15 protein-coding genes are annotated in these 16,287 nt (G+C 68.9%); 10 read left to right on the top strand and 5 right to left on the bottom strand.

The window, feature by feature from the left end:
• The 4 genes from ACZ54P_RS20680 (at nt 1) to ACZ54P_RS20665 (ending at nt 3,032) form a co-directional block, all read left to right on the top strand.
• A complete protein-coding gene (locus ACZ54P_RS20680) occupies nt 1-597 on the top strand; it encodes a hypothetical protein (protein ID WP_465463177.1) in 597 nt (198 codons plus the stop codon).
• 4 nt (nt 598-601) lie between these two features.
• Nucleotides 602-1,600: a C40 family peptidase gene (locus ACZ54P_RS20675; protein WP_465463176.1), complete on the top strand. Its 999-nt coding sequence runs from the start codon at nt 602-604 to the stop codon at nt 1,598-1,600.
• A 102-nt stretch (nt 1,601-1,702) separates the two neighbouring features.
• Nucleotides 1,703-2,800 carry a hypothetical protein gene (locus ACZ54P_RS20670; protein WP_465463175.1) on the top strand — a complete coding sequence of 366 codons (1,098 nt, stop codon included), beginning with the start codon at nt 1,703-1,705 and terminating at the stop codon, nt 2,798-2,800.
• A gap of 34 nt (nt 2,801-2,834) precedes the next feature.
• Nucleotides 2,835-3,032 carry a hypothetical protein gene (locus ACZ54P_RS20665; protein WP_061989146.1) on the top strand — a complete coding sequence of 66 codons (198 nt, stop codon included), beginning with the start codon at nt 2,835-2,837 and terminating at the stop codon, nt 3,030-3,032.
• Nucleotides 3,033-3,154: 122 nt separating this feature from the next.
• On the opposite strand, the gene ACZ54P_RS20660 is transcribed toward ACZ54P_RS20665, so the two are convergent.
• Nucleotides 3,155-4,120, bottom strand: coding sequence for an ATP-binding protein (locus ACZ54P_RS20660; RefSeq protein WP_465463174.1), 966 nt, complete (start codon nt 4,118-4,120; stop codon nt 3,155-3,157).
• 134 nt (nt 4,121-4,254) lie between these two features.
• Here ACZ54P_RS20660 and ACZ54P_RS20655 point away from each other — a divergent pair, with 134 nt between their 5' ends.
• Together ACZ54P_RS20655 and ACZ54P_RS20650 are read left to right on the top strand one after the other, a co-directional pair.
• Nucleotides 4,255-5,664 (top strand): RNB domain-containing ribonuclease, encoded by a 1,410-nt coding sequence (locus ACZ54P_RS20655; RefSeq protein WP_465463392.1) that lies wholly within the window; start codon nt 4,255-4,257, stop codon nt 5,662-5,664.
• On the top strand, nt 5,661-6,431 hold the full coding sequence (locus ACZ54P_RS20650) for a helical backbone metal receptor (RefSeq protein WP_465463173.1): 771 nt from the start codon (nt 5,661-5,663) through the stop codon (nt 6,429-6,431). Before ACZ54P_RS20655 ends, ACZ54P_RS20650 begins: the two co-directional genes overlap by 4 nt.
• 46 nt (nt 6,432-6,477) lie before the next feature.
• Here ACZ54P_RS20650 and ACZ54P_RS20645 read toward each other — a convergent pair whose 3' ends face one another.
• Together ACZ54P_RS20645 and gabT are read right to left on the bottom strand one after the other, a co-directional pair.
• The gene (locus ACZ54P_RS20645) at nt 6,478-7,908 is read right to left on the bottom strand and encodes an aldehyde dehydrogenase family protein (RefSeq protein WP_465463172.1); all 1,431 of its coding nucleotides are present in this window, start codon (nt 7,906-7,908) and stop codon (nt 6,478-6,480) included.
• The gene (gene gabT / locus ACZ54P_RS20640; protein WP_465463171.1) at nt 7,905-9,236 is read right to left on the bottom strand and encodes a 4-aminobutyrate--2-oxoglutarate transaminase; all 1,332 of its coding nucleotides are present in this window, start codon (nt 9,234-9,236) and stop codon (nt 7,905-7,907) included. Before gabT ends, ACZ54P_RS20645 begins: the two co-directional genes overlap by 4 nt.
• A gap of 109 nt (nt 9,237-9,345) precedes the next feature.
• Between gabT and ACZ54P_RS20635 the strand changes: the two genes are divergently transcribed.
• Nucleotides 9,346-10,818 (top strand): PucR family transcriptional regulator, encoded by a 1,473-nt coding sequence (locus tag ACZ54P_RS20635; protein WP_465463170.1) that lies wholly within the window; start codon nt 9,346-9,348, stop codon nt 10,816-10,818.
• Here ACZ54P_RS20635 and ACZ54P_RS20630 read toward each other — a convergent pair.
• Both ACZ54P_RS20630 and ACZ54P_RS20625 read right to left on the bottom strand, forming a co-directional pair.
• The gene (locus ACZ54P_RS20630) at nt 10,802-11,536 is read right to left on the bottom strand and encodes a cache domain-containing protein (protein WP_465463169.1); all 735 of its coding nucleotides are present in this window, start codon (nt 11,534-11,536) and stop codon (nt 10,802-10,804) included. The genes ACZ54P_RS20635 and ACZ54P_RS20630 overlap by 17 nt on opposite strands.
• A gap of 32 nt (nt 11,537-11,568) precedes the next feature.
• Complete coding sequence (locus ACZ54P_RS20625; protein WP_465463168.1) at nt 11,569-12,312, bottom strand: FadR/GntR family transcriptional regulator; 744 nt, start codon at nt 12,310-12,312, stop codon at nt 11,569-11,571.
• Between the two features lie 158 nt (nt 12,313-12,470).
• On the opposite strand from ACZ54P_RS20625, the gene ACZ54P_RS20620 reads away from it, so the two are divergent.
• The 3 genes from ACZ54P_RS20620 to ACZ54P_RS20610 are packed head-to-tail and all read left to right on the top strand — an operon-like array spanning nt 12,471 to nt 16,240.
• Nucleotides 12,471-13,892, top strand: coding sequence for a gamma-aminobutyraldehyde dehydrogenase (locus ACZ54P_RS20620; RefSeq protein ID WP_465463167.1), 1,422 nt, complete (start codon nt 12,471-12,473; stop codon nt 13,890-13,892).
• Nucleotides 13,889-15,007: an ABC transporter ATP-binding protein gene (locus tag ACZ54P_RS20615; protein WP_465463166.1), complete on the top strand. Its 1,119-nt coding sequence runs from the start codon at nt 13,889-13,891 to the stop codon at nt 15,005-15,007. Before ACZ54P_RS20620 ends, ACZ54P_RS20615 begins: the two co-directional genes overlap by 4 nt.
• A 27-nt stretch (nt 15,008-15,034) precedes the next feature.
• The gene (locus ACZ54P_RS20610; RefSeq protein WP_465463165.1) at nt 15,035-16,240 is read left to right on the top strand and encodes an ABC transporter substrate-binding protein; all 1,206 of its coding nucleotides are present in this window, start codon (nt 15,035-15,037) and stop codon (nt 16,238-16,240) included.
• Nucleotides 16,241-16,287 lie beyond the last annotated feature (47 nt).

Genomic DNA, 16,287 nt, shown 5'->3' with positions numbered 1-16,287 from the left:
ATGCCGATCCGGACCAACCGCGGGCGTACCGCGGTCTACCGCAGACTGTGGGGCTGGCCGCTGCGCTCGCCCCGGCATCTCGTCGGCACGCTGGTGATTCTCGCGGTGGTGCTCACCGCGGTGGGCATCATGCTGCCCAAGGCCATCGAAAAACCGGGACAGACGGCCGGCAGGCCGGGTTCTTCGGCGACCAGTACCTCGCGTCCGGGCGTCGCGGCGCCGGTGACCGTGACGTCGACACTGCCGCCGAGGTTGACCACCCAGCCGCCACCGTCTTCCGCTCGGCCTGACCAGGACGGTGTCAGGGTCGCCAAGGAATGGGTGACGGCATGGGCGAACCATCCAGAAGGTACGACGACCGAGCAGTGGCTGAGCGGGTTGAAGCCGTATACGACCGAGGAGTACCTGGCCGGGGAACTGACGACGGTCGAACCCGCCAACATCCCTGCGACCAAGGTCACCGGGGAACCGTACGTCGCGTCTTCGCTCGTGGGGTCCATGGACGTCGAAGTACCGACGGACGGCCCGAAGGTCCGGGTCACCGTCGTCAAGACGAATCCGGGGTGGCGGGTCACCAAGTTCACCCAAGTGGGCTGACCCGATGAAGATCGGGATCATCGTCGGTGTGCTGATCGCCGCGGTCTTCGCGACAGTGGTCACCACGAGCACGGTCAGCAAGGTGGTGACCGACCACATGGAGGCGCAGGCGGGCGGAGTCGTCAAGACCTCGTGCGACGCGTCGATCGGGCCGACCCTGCCCGGTCAGGTCGATCGCGGTTCCTCGGACGTCAACAAACTCGACGAAGAACAGAAGGGGATCGTCGCGCTGATCATCTCGATCGGCAAGCAGCGGTCGCTTTCGCCCCGCGCGTGGCAGGTGGCGATCCAGGCCGGGATGACCGAGTCCAAGCTGCGGAACCTGACCTACGGCGACCGCGACTCACTCGGCATCTTCCAGATGCGGCCGTCGATGGGCTGGGGCACCGTCGCGGAGGTCACCAACCCGCCGTACCAGGTCAACAAGTTCTACGACGTGCTGCTCGCGGTGCCGAATTGGGAGAACATGCGGCCCGGTGACGCCGCGCAGCGGGTGGAGCGCTCCGGTTTCCCCGACCGTTACCACAACTGGGAGCCGATGGCCGCGCTCCTCGTGCAGAACGAGGGCCAGATCGTCGACGTCGTCGGCTGCGGTTCGAGTGTGGGCAGTGTGGTGCCGCCGAGCCAGGCCGCCGCGCAGGCCATCAAGTTCGCCCTCGCCGAGCAGGGCAAGCCGTATGTGTGGGGCGCCACTGGACCGAATTCCTACGATTGTTCCGGGCTGATGCTGCGGGCCTACGAGTCCGCCGGGATCATCATTCCGCGCGTTTCCCGGGACCAGTACAAGGGAGGCGCGATGCTGCCGGTGCGCCAGGCGCAGCCGGGTGACCTGCTGTTCCTTGCCACCGTCCCGTCGAACCCGGCGACCATCCACCACGTGATGATGTATCTCGGCGAGGGCAAGATCGTCGAGGCTCAGCAGACCGGGGTGCCGGTGCACATCCGCGACTTCTCCTTCGACGAGGCCGAAGTGGTCGCGCAGGCGGTCCGTCCTGGCGTTTAGCATGGTGAAAGCGTGGTTTCGCGACCGCGGAACCATCGGATTCACCCGAAGTGGCGGCCTGTCCACCGGCGAGCGGCCGCGCACTGGCAGAGGATGAAGAACGTGGCACGGAAATTCGGAAGGCGAGGCAAGCCCGCGGCGGGAGGCGGCCCGGAGGTCGATCCCCGCGATCTTTTCGGTACCCCACAGCCCACGCGGCATGCCGCGAGGCCGGCGTCGAGCACGCCGTTGGCCGATCAGCTGAACCAGGGCTGGCCGGGCGTCGACCCCGGTTACGTCGTGTTGCCGCGTTCGCTGGCCGAGGGGATGTCGCTGCCTTGGCAGCAGCAGATGGCCGCCCTGCTGGCCCAGTTCCACCACGAGAACGGCCACCTCGCCTGGCCGATCTACCGGGTCGTCCCTTCGCGCTACGAAAAGCTCGTCGATCTCGATGAGGAGCAGCTGGCGGAGGCCGGTTACCTGGTCGAGATGGACACCGAAGGCGAGATGGTCTACCGGGAGCGCAGCGGGCGGAAGATCGAGGACCCGGCGAACACCACGGTGCTCGTCTCCTGCCTCGACCCGATCTCGAAGCCCGCGCAGCGTCAGGCGCCGCCACCGTCGCAGGCGGCCCCGCCGCCGACCGGTCAGCCGCCGCGGGCCCCGGCGCCGATGAACATCGGGCCCGCCCCGGTGTGGCGCACGGTCGCCCCGCCCGCCGCTCCACCCGGAGGACCTGTGCCTCCCGCTCCGCCCGCGGGGTCGCCGCCGCAGGGCGGACAGGCGGTGCCTCCGGCGCCGGCTCAGCCCCCTCCTGGCCCCCAGGCACCTCCGCCCGCCGCGCCTCAGGCTCTGCCTCAGCCCACGCGGACGCAGCCCCCGGCGACGAACCAGCCGCCGCCCCCGCCGATGACCGCGCCTCCGGCCACGCCGGAAGCGCAGTCGGTCGCGCCTTCCCAAGCCGAACCGGAGCCGCCTGTCACGGCTCCGCCCTCGTCCGCTCCTCCTCAACCGCCGTCGGTGTCCCCCGCGTCGCCGCCGCAGGGCGTTCCCGTCGCGCCGGAACCCGCCACCCCGCCGCGCGGTGTGCCGATGCACCGGGGCTGGTTCGACGAACTCGCCGGTAACGCGCAGGAAAGCTCGAAGGTGGATCCGCCCGAGGGTGGGGAGTTCGGTCCGACCGGTGATCCGACGGAGATCCCTTATCGCTACCGCAAGTGATGACAGGACGTCCTGGTGATGTCACGCTAGACGCATGTCGAGCGACCCGAACCCGGATCAGGGCTGGTACTTCAACACCAAGACGAACCAGGTCGAGCACTTGGAACGCGGGCGGAGCATCGACCTGCTCGGCCCGTACCCCGACGAGGCGACGGCGCGGCGCGCGCTGGAGATCGCCAAGGAACGCACGCGGCAAGCGGACGCCGAAGACGCCAAGTGGAGCGGTGACTGAGCGCCGACGGTGCCATGACCCAACCAGGACAGAGAGCAAGGGACCTTTGCTATCGCTCGCTTAGCATGCCTAAGTAAGCGATAGCAAAGGTCCCTTGCTCTCTTCGTGCGTGAATCCGCAGGTCAGGCGTCCTGCCGCGCCAGCGCGGGGCCCAGCGTGAACTCCGGGTCCACCTGCGCCGTGAGATCTTCCCCGGCCCTCCCGCTGCCCCACGCCCGCGCGTTGCGGAGGTGGAACTCGACGCCCTGACGCTGGTAGCGCGCCCAGTCGCGCTGCTCGGCGTCGACGGTCGCGAGCATCGAGCCCAGCGTCCGGAGGTTGTGCGCTTCGAGTTCGCCGATCGGGCGCGCGCGGCCGCGTTCGGCGGCGCGGACGTGCCGCGAGTTCTCCATCCAGCCCAGCAGTGCGTCGCCGACCTCGTCGCGCAGGAACTCGATGTCCTCGTCCTCGGCCACCTTGTTGCCCACGACGACCAGTCGCACGCCGAAGTCCCGCGCGTAGTCGGCGTACTGCCGGTACACGCCGACACTGCGCACGGTCGGCTCGCACACCAGGAACGTCACGTCGAATCGCGTGAAGAGACCGGACGCGAACGCGTCGGCGCCGGCGGTCATGTCCATGACCACGTATTCGCCCGCGTCGTCGACCATGTGGTTCAGCAGCAGTTCCGCCGCGCCGACCTTCGAGTGGTAGCAGGCGACGCCGAGGTCGTCCTCGTCGAACTGCCCGGTGACGCCGAGCCGCACGCCGCCGAAGTCGCGGAAGCAGGCCTCGAAAATCGGGTTGTCCTCGAATGGCCGGACCAGCCGCGATCCGCGCCCCGGCGGAGTCGTCTTGATCATCGAGGCCGCGTCGGCGATCCGCGGGTTGTCGCCGCGCAGATACTCCTTGATCAGGCCCATGTTGTCGCCCAGCGTCGGCCACGCGATGGCCTCCTCCTCGCTCGCGCCGAGCGCGACGGCGAGGTGCTGGTTGATGTCCGCGTCGATCGCCAGTACTGGTTTCCCGGCGCCGGCCAGGTACGCGGTGAACAGCGACGCCAACGTGGTCTTGCCGCTGCCGCCCTTCCCGACGAACGCGATCTTCACGCCACGGCCCTTCCTGTCGTTTTGAAAAGGGTATCGGTTTTCATTTCGGCTCGTAACGTACACCCGACCGGCCCGCACCCGAACGGGCGATCAACCGGGCCGGATCGAGATAGGGTTGAGTGGTGCCTCCACTCGTGATCAGGACACACATGGCCGGAGGGGACTTCGGTCGCCTGCGGGCCGAATTCTTGCTGCCGGAGACATTCGGGCCCGACGTGCTCGCCGAGGCGGAGGCGGCGGTCGTCGACCCGCTTGAGTCGGCGGGGGAACGCGAGGACGCCACCGGTCTGCCCTTCGTCACCATCGATCCGCCCGGTGCCAAGGATCTCGACCAGGCGGTGCTGATCGAGCGCGTCGAGGGCGGCGGATTCCGGGTCCACTACGCGATCGCCGATCTGGCCGCGTTCATCCCACCGGGTGGAGCGCTCGACAAGGAAGCGCGACGCCGCGGGCAGACGCTCTACCTGCCGGACGGAAACGTGCCGTTGCACCCGCCGGTGTTGTCCGAAGGCGCGGCGAGTCTGCTGCCGGGGGAGACCCGGCCCGCCGTGCTGTGGACCATCGACGTCGACGCGGGCGGCGAGCCGACGGCGACCAAGGTCCGCCGCGCGCTGGTCCGCTCGACCGAGCAGTTCGACTACGAAACCGTCCAGGCCTCGATCGACGCGGGTGACCCGCATCCGTCGGTCGCCGCGCTGCCGGACCTGGGCCGCTTGCGTCGCGAACTCGCGGTCCGGCGCGGCGCGGTCGAACTGCAGTTGCCGGAACAGGAGATCAACGGCGACCCCGACGGCGGCTGGGTGCTGGTCCAGCGGCCGCGCAACGACGTCGACGCGTGGAACGCCGAGATCTCCCTGCTCACCGGGATGGCTGCGGCGAAGCTCATGATCGACGCTGAGATCGGCGTCCTGCGCACCCTGCCCGCGCCGGAACCGGAAGCGATCGATTGGCTGCGCCGGTCCGCGCAGGCGCTGAACATCGACTGGCCCGAGGGCAAGAGTGTCTCGGAGTTCCTCGCCGCGCTGGATCCCGGCCAGCCCGCCTCGATGGCGCTTTTCGCCGACACCACACGTCTTTTGCGCGGCGCCGGGTACACCTCGTTCGACGGTGAACTGCCCGCCTTGACCACCCACGCCGGGATCGGCGGCGCGTACGCCCACGTCACCGCGCCGATCCGGCGGCTGGTCGACCGGTTCACCACCGAGATCTGCCTGGCCGTGAGTGCCGGCCGCGAGGTGCCCGCGTGGGTACGCGCGGCACTTTCGGAGGTGCCGGACCAGATGACCGCGTCGGACACGCTGGCGGCGAAGGTCGAACGGGCTTGCATCGACCAGGTCGAGGCCTGGGTCATGGTCGAGCACATCGGCGAGGAGTTCGGCGCGATCGTCCTGCGGGCCGACGAGAACAAGGCGGAGATCCTGATCGAGGACCCGCCGGTGATGGGCAAGTGCGCGGGGGAGAAGCTGCCCGAGGGTGAGCGGATCCGCGTCCGGCTCACCGCGGTGGACGTCGACAAGCGGAAACTGTCCTTCGAGCGCGCATGATCGACGATCTCGGCGAAGTCGTCCCGCTGCGCGAACCGGCGTCGCGGGTGGTGTCACTCGTGCCGTCGCTGACCGAGGCCGTCGAGGTGAGCGCGCCGGGCAGGCTCGCCGGTGCCACGGACTACTGCACCCATCCGGTGGAGCTGGACGTCCCGCGGGTGGGCGGTTCGAAGTATCCGAACGTGGACAAAGTGCTCGAACTCGACCCGGATCTCGTGCTGGCCAACTCCGAAGAGAACCGGCCGGAAGACGTGGAACGCCTGCGCGCCAACGGAATCCCGGTCTGGGTGATGGAGGCGTCGGCGACCGTGCCCGCCGCACTGGGCTCGATCCGGCGAATCCTGACGCAGGCCTACGACCTCGCCGAGCCGGAATGGCTGGTCGAGGCCGAAGAGGTGTGGCGGGAGACGCGGCCGGAGCGGTTCCGGGCGGTCGTGCCGGTCTGGCGGAAGCCGTGGATCGTGCTCGGCCGGGACACCTTCGGCGGCGACGTCCTGCGTCGCGTCGGGATCGGCAACGTCTACGCGGAGGACGAAGAGCGCTACCCGCGTCCGAAGCTCGAAGCACTCCAGGGGCGCTTCGCGGACGGAGACGCGAACTTGCTCGTCCTGCCCGACGAGCCCTACGAGTTCACCGCGGACGACGGCCCCGAAGCGTTTCCCGGCGCGAAGTACGTCCTGGTCTCCGGACGCTATCTGACCTGGTACGGCCCTTCGCTCGTCGAGGCCCACTCCCACCTCACGCATTTCGTCCTCTCAATGCGGTAGTTCGTCGTGCGAACCACCGCATCCAGAGGACGAAATGCGGGGTGGGTCAGAGCGTCAGGCCGGTCAGGACGGTGACGCGCTCCTCGGTGAAGTCGGCCATCGCCGACGCCGGGCCCTCGCGGCCGACGCCGGAGTCCTTCACCCCGCCGTACGGCATCTGGTCGGCCCGGAAGCTCGGCACGTCGCCGACGAGCACACCCCCGACGCGCAGCTTCGCGGACACGTCGAACGCCGTCGGCAGGTCGCGGGTGAACACACCCGCCTGCAGCCCGAAGCGCGAGTCGTTGATCCGCCGCACGCCGTCGTCCACCGACTCCACGCGCGTGATCGACACGACCGGCCCGAAGACCTCGTCGGCCATCACCGCCGCGTCCTCCGGCACGTTCGCGAGCACGGTCGGCTCGACGGTCGCGCCGTCGCGTTTCCCTCCGGTCAGCAGTTCGCCACCGGCGTCGACGGCCGCGGCGATCCACGACTCCACCCGGGAAGCGGCGTCCGTGTTGATCAGCGGTCCGACGTCCACGCCGTCCGCCCGCGGGTTACCCGTACCGAGCGCGCGCACCTGCTCCAGCACCTTCACCCGAAGCTCGTCGTAAACGTCGGCGTGCGCGTACACCCGCTGCACCGAGATGCACGACTGCCCGGCCTGGTACATCGCGAACGTCGCGATCCGCTGCGCCGCGAAGTCCAGGTCCGTCCAATCAGGACAGACGAGGACCGCCGCGTTGCCACCGAGTTCGAGCGCGACGTGCTTGCGCGGCACGCTGTCGCGGATGCCCCAGCCCACCGGCACGGAGCCGGTGAACGACACGACCGGCAGCCGTGGATCCGAAACCAGCTTGGCCGATTCCTCGTTGCTCACCGGAAGAATCGACCAGCTTCCGGCGGGCAGCTCGGTCTCCGCGAGGATCTCGCCGAGCAGCAGCGCGGTCAGCGGCGTGGCGGGGGCGGGCTTGAGCACGATCGGCGCCCCGACCGCGATCGCCGGCGCGACCTTGTGCGCCACCAGGTTCAGCGGGAAGTTGAACGGCGTGATGCCAAGCACCGGGCCCTTGGGCACGCGGCGGACCAGCGCCAGCCGTCCGGTGCCGCCCGGATCGGTGTCGAGCCGCTGGAGGTCACCGGAGAACCGGCGTGCCTCCTCTGCCGCCCAGCGGAACGTCGAGGCGGCCCGTCCGACCTCGCCGCGCGACCACTTCAGCGGCTTGCCCGACTCGGCGGTGATCAGCTGCGCCAGCTCTTCGGACCGCTCACCCAAAACTCGGGACACGTGGTCCAACGCGCCCGCCCGGATGTGCGCGGGCAGCGTCGCGAATTCGTCTTGGACGTCGTGCGCGGCCTGGACGGCGGTCTCGATGTCCGAAGAGGACGGAACGTGGTGTGAGCCGGACTCGCTCCCGTCGAAGGAGTGGCGGACGACGACGGTCTCGTCGCTGGTGACCGGCTTTCCGGCCACCCAGTACGGGAATGTGTTCACTGTGCGGCCTCCGTGCGGACAGCGTGCTCGAGGACGGACAGGCCCTCGTCGAGCAGTTGGGTGGACAGGGACAGCGGCGGCAGCAGGCGGACGACGTTCCCGTAGGTGCCGCAGGTGAGGACGACGACTCCGGCCTGGTGGCAGGCCTGCGCGATCCGTTTGGTCAGGTCGGCGTCCGGTTCGGTGGTGCCGGGTTTGACGAACTCGGCGGCCAGCATCGCGCCACGCCCGCGGACATCGCCGATCACACCGGTTTCCGCGGCCAACGTCCGCAGCCGCGGCAGTACCGCGTTCTCGATGCGCTTCGCGGACGCCGCGAGGTTGTCCTGCCGCATCACCTCGATCGAGCCGAGCGCCGCGGCGCACGCGATCGGGTTACCGCCGTAGGTTCCGCCGAGCCCGCCCGGCCCGACGGCGTCGAGCAGTTCCGCGCGGCCGGTGACGGCGGCGAGCGGCAGCCCGCCCGCGATGCCCTTGGCGGTGGCGATCAGGTCGGGGACGACGTCTTCGTGGGTGGACGCGAACCACTCGCCGGTGCGGCAGAAGCCGGTCTGCACCTCGTCGGCGACGAATACGACGCCATTTTCGGTGCACCACTGCGACAACGCGGGCAGGAAGCCGGGGGCGGGCTCGATGAAGCCGCCCTCACCCTGCACCGGTTCGAGGACGACGGCCGCGACCTGGTCGCCGCCGATCTGCTTTTCGATGCGGTCGATCGCGATCCGCGCCGCCTCGGGGCCGGACAGGCCGTCGCGGTACGGGTACGACCCGGGCACGCGGTAGACCTCGGGCGCGAACGGGCCGAAACCGTGCTTGTAGGGAATGGACTTCGCGGTCAGCGCCATCGTCAGGTTGGTCCGGCCGTGGTAGGCGTGGTCGAACACGACGACCGCCTGGCGGCCGGTCGCGGCACGGGCGATCTTCACCGCGTTTTCGACGGCCTCGGCGCCGGAGTTGAACAGCACCGAACGCTTCTCGTGGGTGCCCGGCGTCAGCTTGTCGAGTGCTTCGCACACCTCGACGTAGCCCTCGTACGGCGTGACCATGAAACACGTGTGCGTGAACCGGCCCACCTGCTCGCGGACCCGGTCGACGACGGCGGGGGCCGCGTGGCCGACGTTGGTCACGGCGATACCGGAACCGAAGTCGATCAGGACGTTGCCGTCGACGTCGGTGAGCAGGCCGCCCTCGGCCGAGGTGATGTAGACGGGCAGCACTGAACTCACGCCCGCGGCGACGACGCCGGCGCGCCGCTCCTGCAGGGCGCGCGAGGCGGGGCCGGGGATCTCGGTGCGCAGCCTGCGCTGGGTTTCGGTGGTGACGGTCACGGCCAGACTCCTGCGGACGCGGGGGACGGGGTCGTCCTCCAGGATGGGAGCCGTGCCGGGGCGCGTCAGCTCGACATCTTGTCGATATCGGCGCGTAAAATTGGACAACATGGCACTGACGCTGCGCGCCCTCGTGGCCGAACGACCGCTCGGCCTGCGCGTGCGTGCGGCCGAAGGCGGGCTCGACCGGCCGATCGGCTGGGTCCACCCCACCGAACTGACCGATCCGCAGGCCTTCCTCGAAGGCGGCGAGCTGCTCCTGACCACCGGCCTTTCGCTCGATGAGAACACGGCGCCGGAGTACGTCCGTAGGCTTGTCGACGCGGACGTGGCGGGGCTCGGTTTCGGGGTCGGCCTCAGCCACGAGAGCATCCCTCAGTCCCTTGTGGACACTGCCGGAGAGGTCGGGCTCCCGGTTCTCGAAGTCCCGAAGAAGACGCCGTTCATCGCGATCACGCGGGCGGTCTCCCGTGCGGTCGCCGCCGACGAGTACGCCTCGCTCGTGCGCACCGGCAAGGGTCAGCAGGAACTGACCAGAACCGCTGTCGGCAAAGGCGGTCCCGGTGGGGTCGTCCGAAAACTGGCGAAGCTGGTCGACGGCTGGGTGCTTCTACTCGATTCGGCGGGCCGGGCCAGCGAAGCATCACCCGTGTCCGCCCGGCATTTCGCCGGCGAAATGCGTGAAGATCTCGTCCGGCTGCGTGCGGGCACGCTGGTGACAGCGGTGGGGGAGCACGAGGTCGTCCTGCAAACACTCGACACCCGTGCTCGCGGCGTACTCGCAGTCGGCACACGTGAGCCGCTCGACGCCGCGGGTCAGCACATCGTCAACACCGCCGTTTCACTGCTTTCCCTCGCGCTGGAACAAAATCGCGAACACGTCGGCGCGTTCCGGCGGCTGAGGTCCGGCATGGTCGACCTGCTCGCCGCGGGGCACGCCGAACTCGCCACCCGGACGATGAAGACGCTCTGGGGTGGGGTACCGGAAGCGCCGTGGCCGGTGCTGGCCGTCACCGGTCCGGCCGCCGCGCGCCGGTCGCTGACCGACACGCTCGACGCCGAAGTCGCCGGGGACAGGGTGTTCTTCGGTGAGTCGGGGACGTTCGTGATCGCGTTCGGTGACGTGGAGGTGGTCTCCCGGCTGGCCTCCCGGATCGGCGGCCTGCACGCCGGGCTCGCCGATTCACTGTCCACAGTGGATTTCCCGGCCGGGCTTCGTCAGGCGAAGCAGGCGGCGGAAGCGGCGAAGGCCGAGCGATCCGAGCTGGTCCGGTTCGCCGACCATGCCGGGCGCGGCTTCCTGGAGCTGGTCGATTCCCAAGCGGCCCAGGCGTTTTCGGACAGTCTGCTGGCACCGCTGCGACGGCACGACGAGACCGGCCGGGGTGAACTGGTCGCCTCACTGACCTGCTGGCTCGAACACCACGGTCATTGGGATCTGGCGTCCGCGCGGCTCGGCGTGCATCGGCACACCCTGCGCAACCGCGTGCGCAAGGTCGCCGAACTGACCGGCCGCGACCTCGATTCCCCCGGTGTGCGCGCCGAATTCTGGCTCGCGCTGCAGGTCAGCGCTCGGACCTGACCAACGCGATCGGCGAGTCCCCGCAGCGCCGGAGTTGGGTACCGTTCTCCGTCGTGACCGGTTCCGCGCCGGACGACCACCACGCCGGAACGTCGACGTCGCGCACCAGCGAACCGGTCGCCTGGCGTGTGTTGTTCGACACGATCACCCGGCCCTGGGCGTTGACCAGCGCCGCACGGCCGCCGAGCGCGCGCAGTCTCGGCTGCAGGAGGCGCTCGACCTCACGCACGTGGATGTCCGCGCCGACGACACCCGCGAACGACCCGCTTCGCTGGACCGGGACGGTAAACGTCAGCGTGTACTCGTCGGTGCAGAGGTAGTCGACGTACGGGCCGTTGATGTGGCGGCGGCCGGTGTCACGCGGCACGGTGAACCACGACTGGCGGGTGTAGTCGAGGAAGTGCTCACTGTCCGGATCGAGGCTGATGACCAGCTGGGCGGGTTCGGCGTCGCCCGTTTCGGTCCACCACTCGAAGCCGAATTCCTGATCGGCCAGCGCGTTCGGCGCGCTGATGAACCCGGCACCGACGACGAGCCCACCGAGGACATCGAAGACCTGCGGCCGGAGCCGGGTCAGGTCTCCGACGGTGGCATCGGCGGATTCGGCCAGCAGCCCCTCGGCGACGGCCAGAACCGGCTTCAGCCTGCCGAAGACGTCTTCGACCAGTGTGGATACCTGCTCGACGACCTCGGAACCGGCGGACGGTGTGTCGTTCACGATGTTCACCTCGGATGCGCGGATGCCGCAGCTTAAGGGGCCAGAAGGTCTAAATGCACGTCCGCCAGCCGGTCTATCGCTTCGAGGATGTGCTCCTCGGTGAGTTTCCTGGCCAGTTCGCCGTCGGCCTGCGCGATGGCCGCGGTGATCGCGAGGTGCTCGGCGTAGGCGTTCTCGCGGGTGCCTTGCGGTTCGAGCGGCAGCCACAGCAAGCCGCCTCGCTCGCTCTGTAGCTGCACTTCCTCCCTGGTCAGCCGGGGTGACTGCGCGGCCGCGGCCACTTCGAGATGGAACTGGCGCTCGGCGCGCGACGCCTCCGTGCCGGTCGCGGTGCGAATGTCCTCGGTCGCCAGTTCGAGCCGCTCGATGTCCTCGGGGGAACTGCGCTCGGCGGCGAGTTTGGCCGCCGAGCCGGCGATGGCCAGGTAGTGGTCGCCGACGTCACGCAGATCCGACAGCGAAACCGTGCGAAGGCGTTCTCGCCACGAAGCGGTCGAAGGGTTCACGGGCGTCTTCACGAAGCTTCCGCCGCCTCGCCCGCGACGGGTTTCGACAAGTCCCTGCTGGCGTAGGGCGACCAGCGCTTCGCGAACGGTCACGGTCGAGACGCCGAACTGGGCGGCGAGTTCGGCTTCGCTCGGCAGCTGTTCCGAGTCGGCCAGCAAGCCGAGCGTGATGGCGTCGACCAGCCGCGCGGTGACCGCTTCCGCCCGGCCGATCTGGTCCAGCGGCGCGAACATCGCTGACCGCGCGCTGTGCGACAACCCCTTACGCATGGTGGCCCTTCACCCGTACCGCTACCCGATGGAACCAATCTTGCCCCATCGTCTTGTCATTTAACCTATGGACTTATATGTTTTAGCTCGCTTGCCGCCCCCAAAGGGAGCAAGGGACCTTTGCTATCGCCTCACGCCCCCAGGCCCCTGGAGGTCTTGTGCAGCAGTTGAAGCACTTCATCGGCGGCGAGTACATCGGATCCGGGTCGGGCGAGGTCGCCGACATCGTCGATCCCGTCACCGGCCGCCCGTATTGCACCGCCGCCGTCGCCGGCCCCGAAGACGTCGACCGCGCACTCGAGGTCGCGGCCGCCGCCTTCGAACGGTGGCGCGAGACCACGCCGGCGCAGCGCCAGCTCGCGCTGCTGAAGATCGCCGACGCCGTCGAAGCGCGCGCCGACGGCCTCGTGCTCGTCGAATCGGCGAACACCGGCAAGCCGATCGCGCTCACCGCGGCCGAAGAACTGCCGATGATCGTCGACCAGTTGCGGTTCTTCGCGGGAGCCGCGCGTGTCCTGGAAGGACGGTCCGCAGGCGAATACATGGAAGGGCATACCTCTTTCGTGCGCCGCGAACCGATCGGCGTGTGCGCGCAGGTTACGCCGTGGAACTACCCGCTTCTCATGGCGGTGTGGAAGATCGCGCCCGCGCTCGCCGCGGGGAACACCGTGGTGCTCAAACCGGCCGACACGACGCCCGCCTCCACCCTGCTTTTGGCGGAGATCTGCGCCGAATTCCTGCCGCCCGGCGTACTCAACGTCGTCTGCGGCGACCGCGACACCGGACGGGCGCTCGTCGAGCACGACATTCCCGCGATGGTGTCCATCACCGGCTCCGTCCGCGCCGGGATCGAAGTCGCCGCTTCGGCGGCGAAGGACGTGAAGCGCGTACACCTCGAACTCGGCGGCAAGGCGCCCGTACTGGTCTTCGCCGATGCCGACATCGAAGCGGCCGCTGAGGGAATCGCCGCGGCGGGGTACTTCAACGCGGGTCAGGACTGCACCGCGGCGACCCGTGTCCTGGTCGCCGACGAGGTCCACGACGCGTTCGTCGCGGCGCTCACCAGGCAGGCGCGGGCGACCACCACCGGGAAGCCCGACGACACGTCGGTCACCTACGGGCCGCTCAACAACGCCGCCCAGCTCGACCGCGTCGCCGGGTTCGTCGACCGGCTCCCCGCACACGCGATAGTCCACTGTGGAGGTAAACGACATGGGCACGAGGGTTACTTCTACGAACCGACGGTGATCTCCGGCGTCCGCCAGGACGACGAGATCAGCCAGACGGAGGTCTTCGGCCCTGTCATCACCGTGCAGCGCTTCGGCTCCGAAGCGGAAGCGCTCACCGCAGCCAACGGTGTCGAATACGCGCTCGCGTCTTCGGTATGGACCACCGATCACCAGCGGGCGATGCGGCTGGCCGGGAAGCTCGACTTCGGCTGCGTGTGGATCAACACGCATATCCCGCTGGTCGCCGAAATGCCGCACGGCGGCTTCAAGAAGTCCGGCTACGGCAAGGACCTCTCGCTCTACGGCCTCGAGGACTACACCCGCGTCAAGCACGTGATGAGCGCGCTGTGACGACCACCGAAAGGCACGCCATGCCTCATCAAGCGCCCACGACCGCCCCGGGGGAGCAAGGGACCTTTGCTATCACTTCCGCAGGTGGAGGCAAGGTTCCCGCGATCCGGCTGCGCGGGCTGCGCAAGGAGTTCGGCCAGGTCCACGCGGTCGACGGCGTCGATCTCGACATCCCGCCCGGCGAGTTCTTCTCGATGCTCGGGCCGTCCGGCTCCGGCAAGACGACCGTGCTCCGCATGATCGCGGGCTTCGAGCTGCCGACGTCGGGCACGATCGAACTGCACGGTCGTGACGTCAGCCGTCTCGCCCCGTTCGATCGCGACGTCAACACGGTCTTCCAGGACTACGCGCTCTTTCCGCACATGACCGTGCGGCAGAACGTCGAATACGGCCTTCGGGTGAAACGCGTCCCTCGCGCGCAGCGGCGTCAGCGCGCGAAGGAGGCTCTCGAGACAGTCCGTCTCGGCGACTTCGGCGAGCGCAAACCCGACCAGCTCTCCGGCGGGCAGCGGCAGCGGGTCGCGCTCGCCAGAGCACTGGTCAACCGGCCGAAGGTGCTCCTGCTCGACGAACCACTCGGCGCACTCGACCTGAAACTGCGCCACACCATGCAGACCGAGCTCAAGCAGATCCAGCGCGAAGTCGGCATCACCTTCATCTTCGTCACCCACGACCAGGACGAGGCGCTGACGATGAGCGACCGCATCGCGGTCTTCAACGCCGGCCGCATCGAACAGGTCGGCTCACCGGTCGAGGTCTACGAGCGGCCCGCGTCGGCGTTCGTCGCCGGGTTCGTCGGCACCTCGAACCTGCTCAGCGGAGGTGGTGCCGAGAACATCATCGGCAAACCCGGGGTGTTCAGCATCCGCCCCGAAAAGATCCGCGTCGACGCCGATCTCTCGAAATCGGCGGAGGTCGGCGAGACCAGCGCCACCGGCACCGTCACCAACACCGTCTACGCGGGCGCGACCGTGCGCTACGAGGTCACGCTCGACGCCGGCGGCCAGCTCTCCGTGGTCCGGCAGAACACCGCCGAGCCCGCGGACTTCGAGGGCGGCCGCGTCCGCCTGAGCTGGCGACACGAACACAGCTTCCGCGTCCCCGAAGCCGGCTAGTTCTCCCCAGCACCGAAAGGTTGTTCAATGAAGAACAGGAAACTCGCGCTCGCCGGGCTGCTCGGCGCCGGCTTGCTCGTGGCCGCCTGCGGCACCTCCGGATCCAGTTCGACCACCGCCGCGCCCGGTGGGCAGGGCTTCACCCCACCGAAGCTCGACGCGCTCGCGCAGCTCGGTCAGCCGGAAGGGCAGGTCAACGTGCTGGCCTGGCCCGGTTACGCCGAGAACGGCTCGAACGATCCGGCCGTCGACTGGGTGACCGGCTTCGAAAAGGAGACCGGCTGCAAGGTCAACGTCAAGGCGTTCGGCACCTCCGACGAGGCCGTGAGCTTGATGAAGACCGGGCAGTACGACGTCATCTCCGCCTCCGGTGACGCTTCGCTGCGGCTCATCGCGTCCGGAGACGTCGAACCGGTGAACACCGCGCTCGTGCCGAACTACGCCGACGTCTTCGACTTCCTCAAGAACCGTCCGTGGAACAGCGTGAACAACGTGTCCTACGGCGTGCCGCACGGCTGGGGCGCGAACCTGCTCACCTGGCGCACCGACAAGGTGACCCCGGCGCCGACGTCGTGGTCGGTCATGTTCGACGCGAACAGCCCGTACAAGGGCAAGATCACCGCCTACGACTCGCCGATCTACCTCGCCGACGCCGCGCTGTACCTGCGGACGCACAAACCCGAACTCGGCATCCAGAACCCGTACGCCTTGGACGACAAGCAGTTCCAGGCCGCCGTCGACCTGCTCAAGCAGCAGCGCCCGATGGTCGCGGAGTACTGGTCGGACTACCTGAAGGAGAGCCAAGCGCTCAAGAGCGGCGACGCCGTCGTCGGCACCGCCTGGCAGGTGACGGTGAACCTGACGAAGAGCGAGGGCGCGCCGGTCGAATCCGTGCTGCCGTCCGAAGGCGCGACCGGCTGGTCGGACACCTGGATGGTGTCGGCGAAGTCGCCGCACAAGACGTGCTCCTACAAGTGGCTGAACCACATCGTCAGCCCGAAGGCCAACGCGCAGGTGGCCGAGTACTTCGGTGAGTCGCCCTCGAATCCGAAGGCGTGCGCCGAAACCAAGAACAAGGCGCACTGCGAAACCTTCCACGCCGGTGACGCCGCGTACGCCTCGAAGATCCAGTACTGGACGACACCGATCGCGCAGTGCCTCGACGGCCGCACCGACGTCAAGTGCAAGGACTACGGCGAGTGGACCCGCGCCTGGACCGAGATCAAGGGCTGACTCCCGAACTCCGGGAGCGGCCGGTGGACCCCCACGCCGGCCGCTCC

This window comes from Amycolatopsis sp. NPDC034160, from assembly GCF_055575355.1.
Note: the sequence above shows the minus strand (reverse complement) of the source record. Positions and strands in the feature narration are given on the sequence as shown.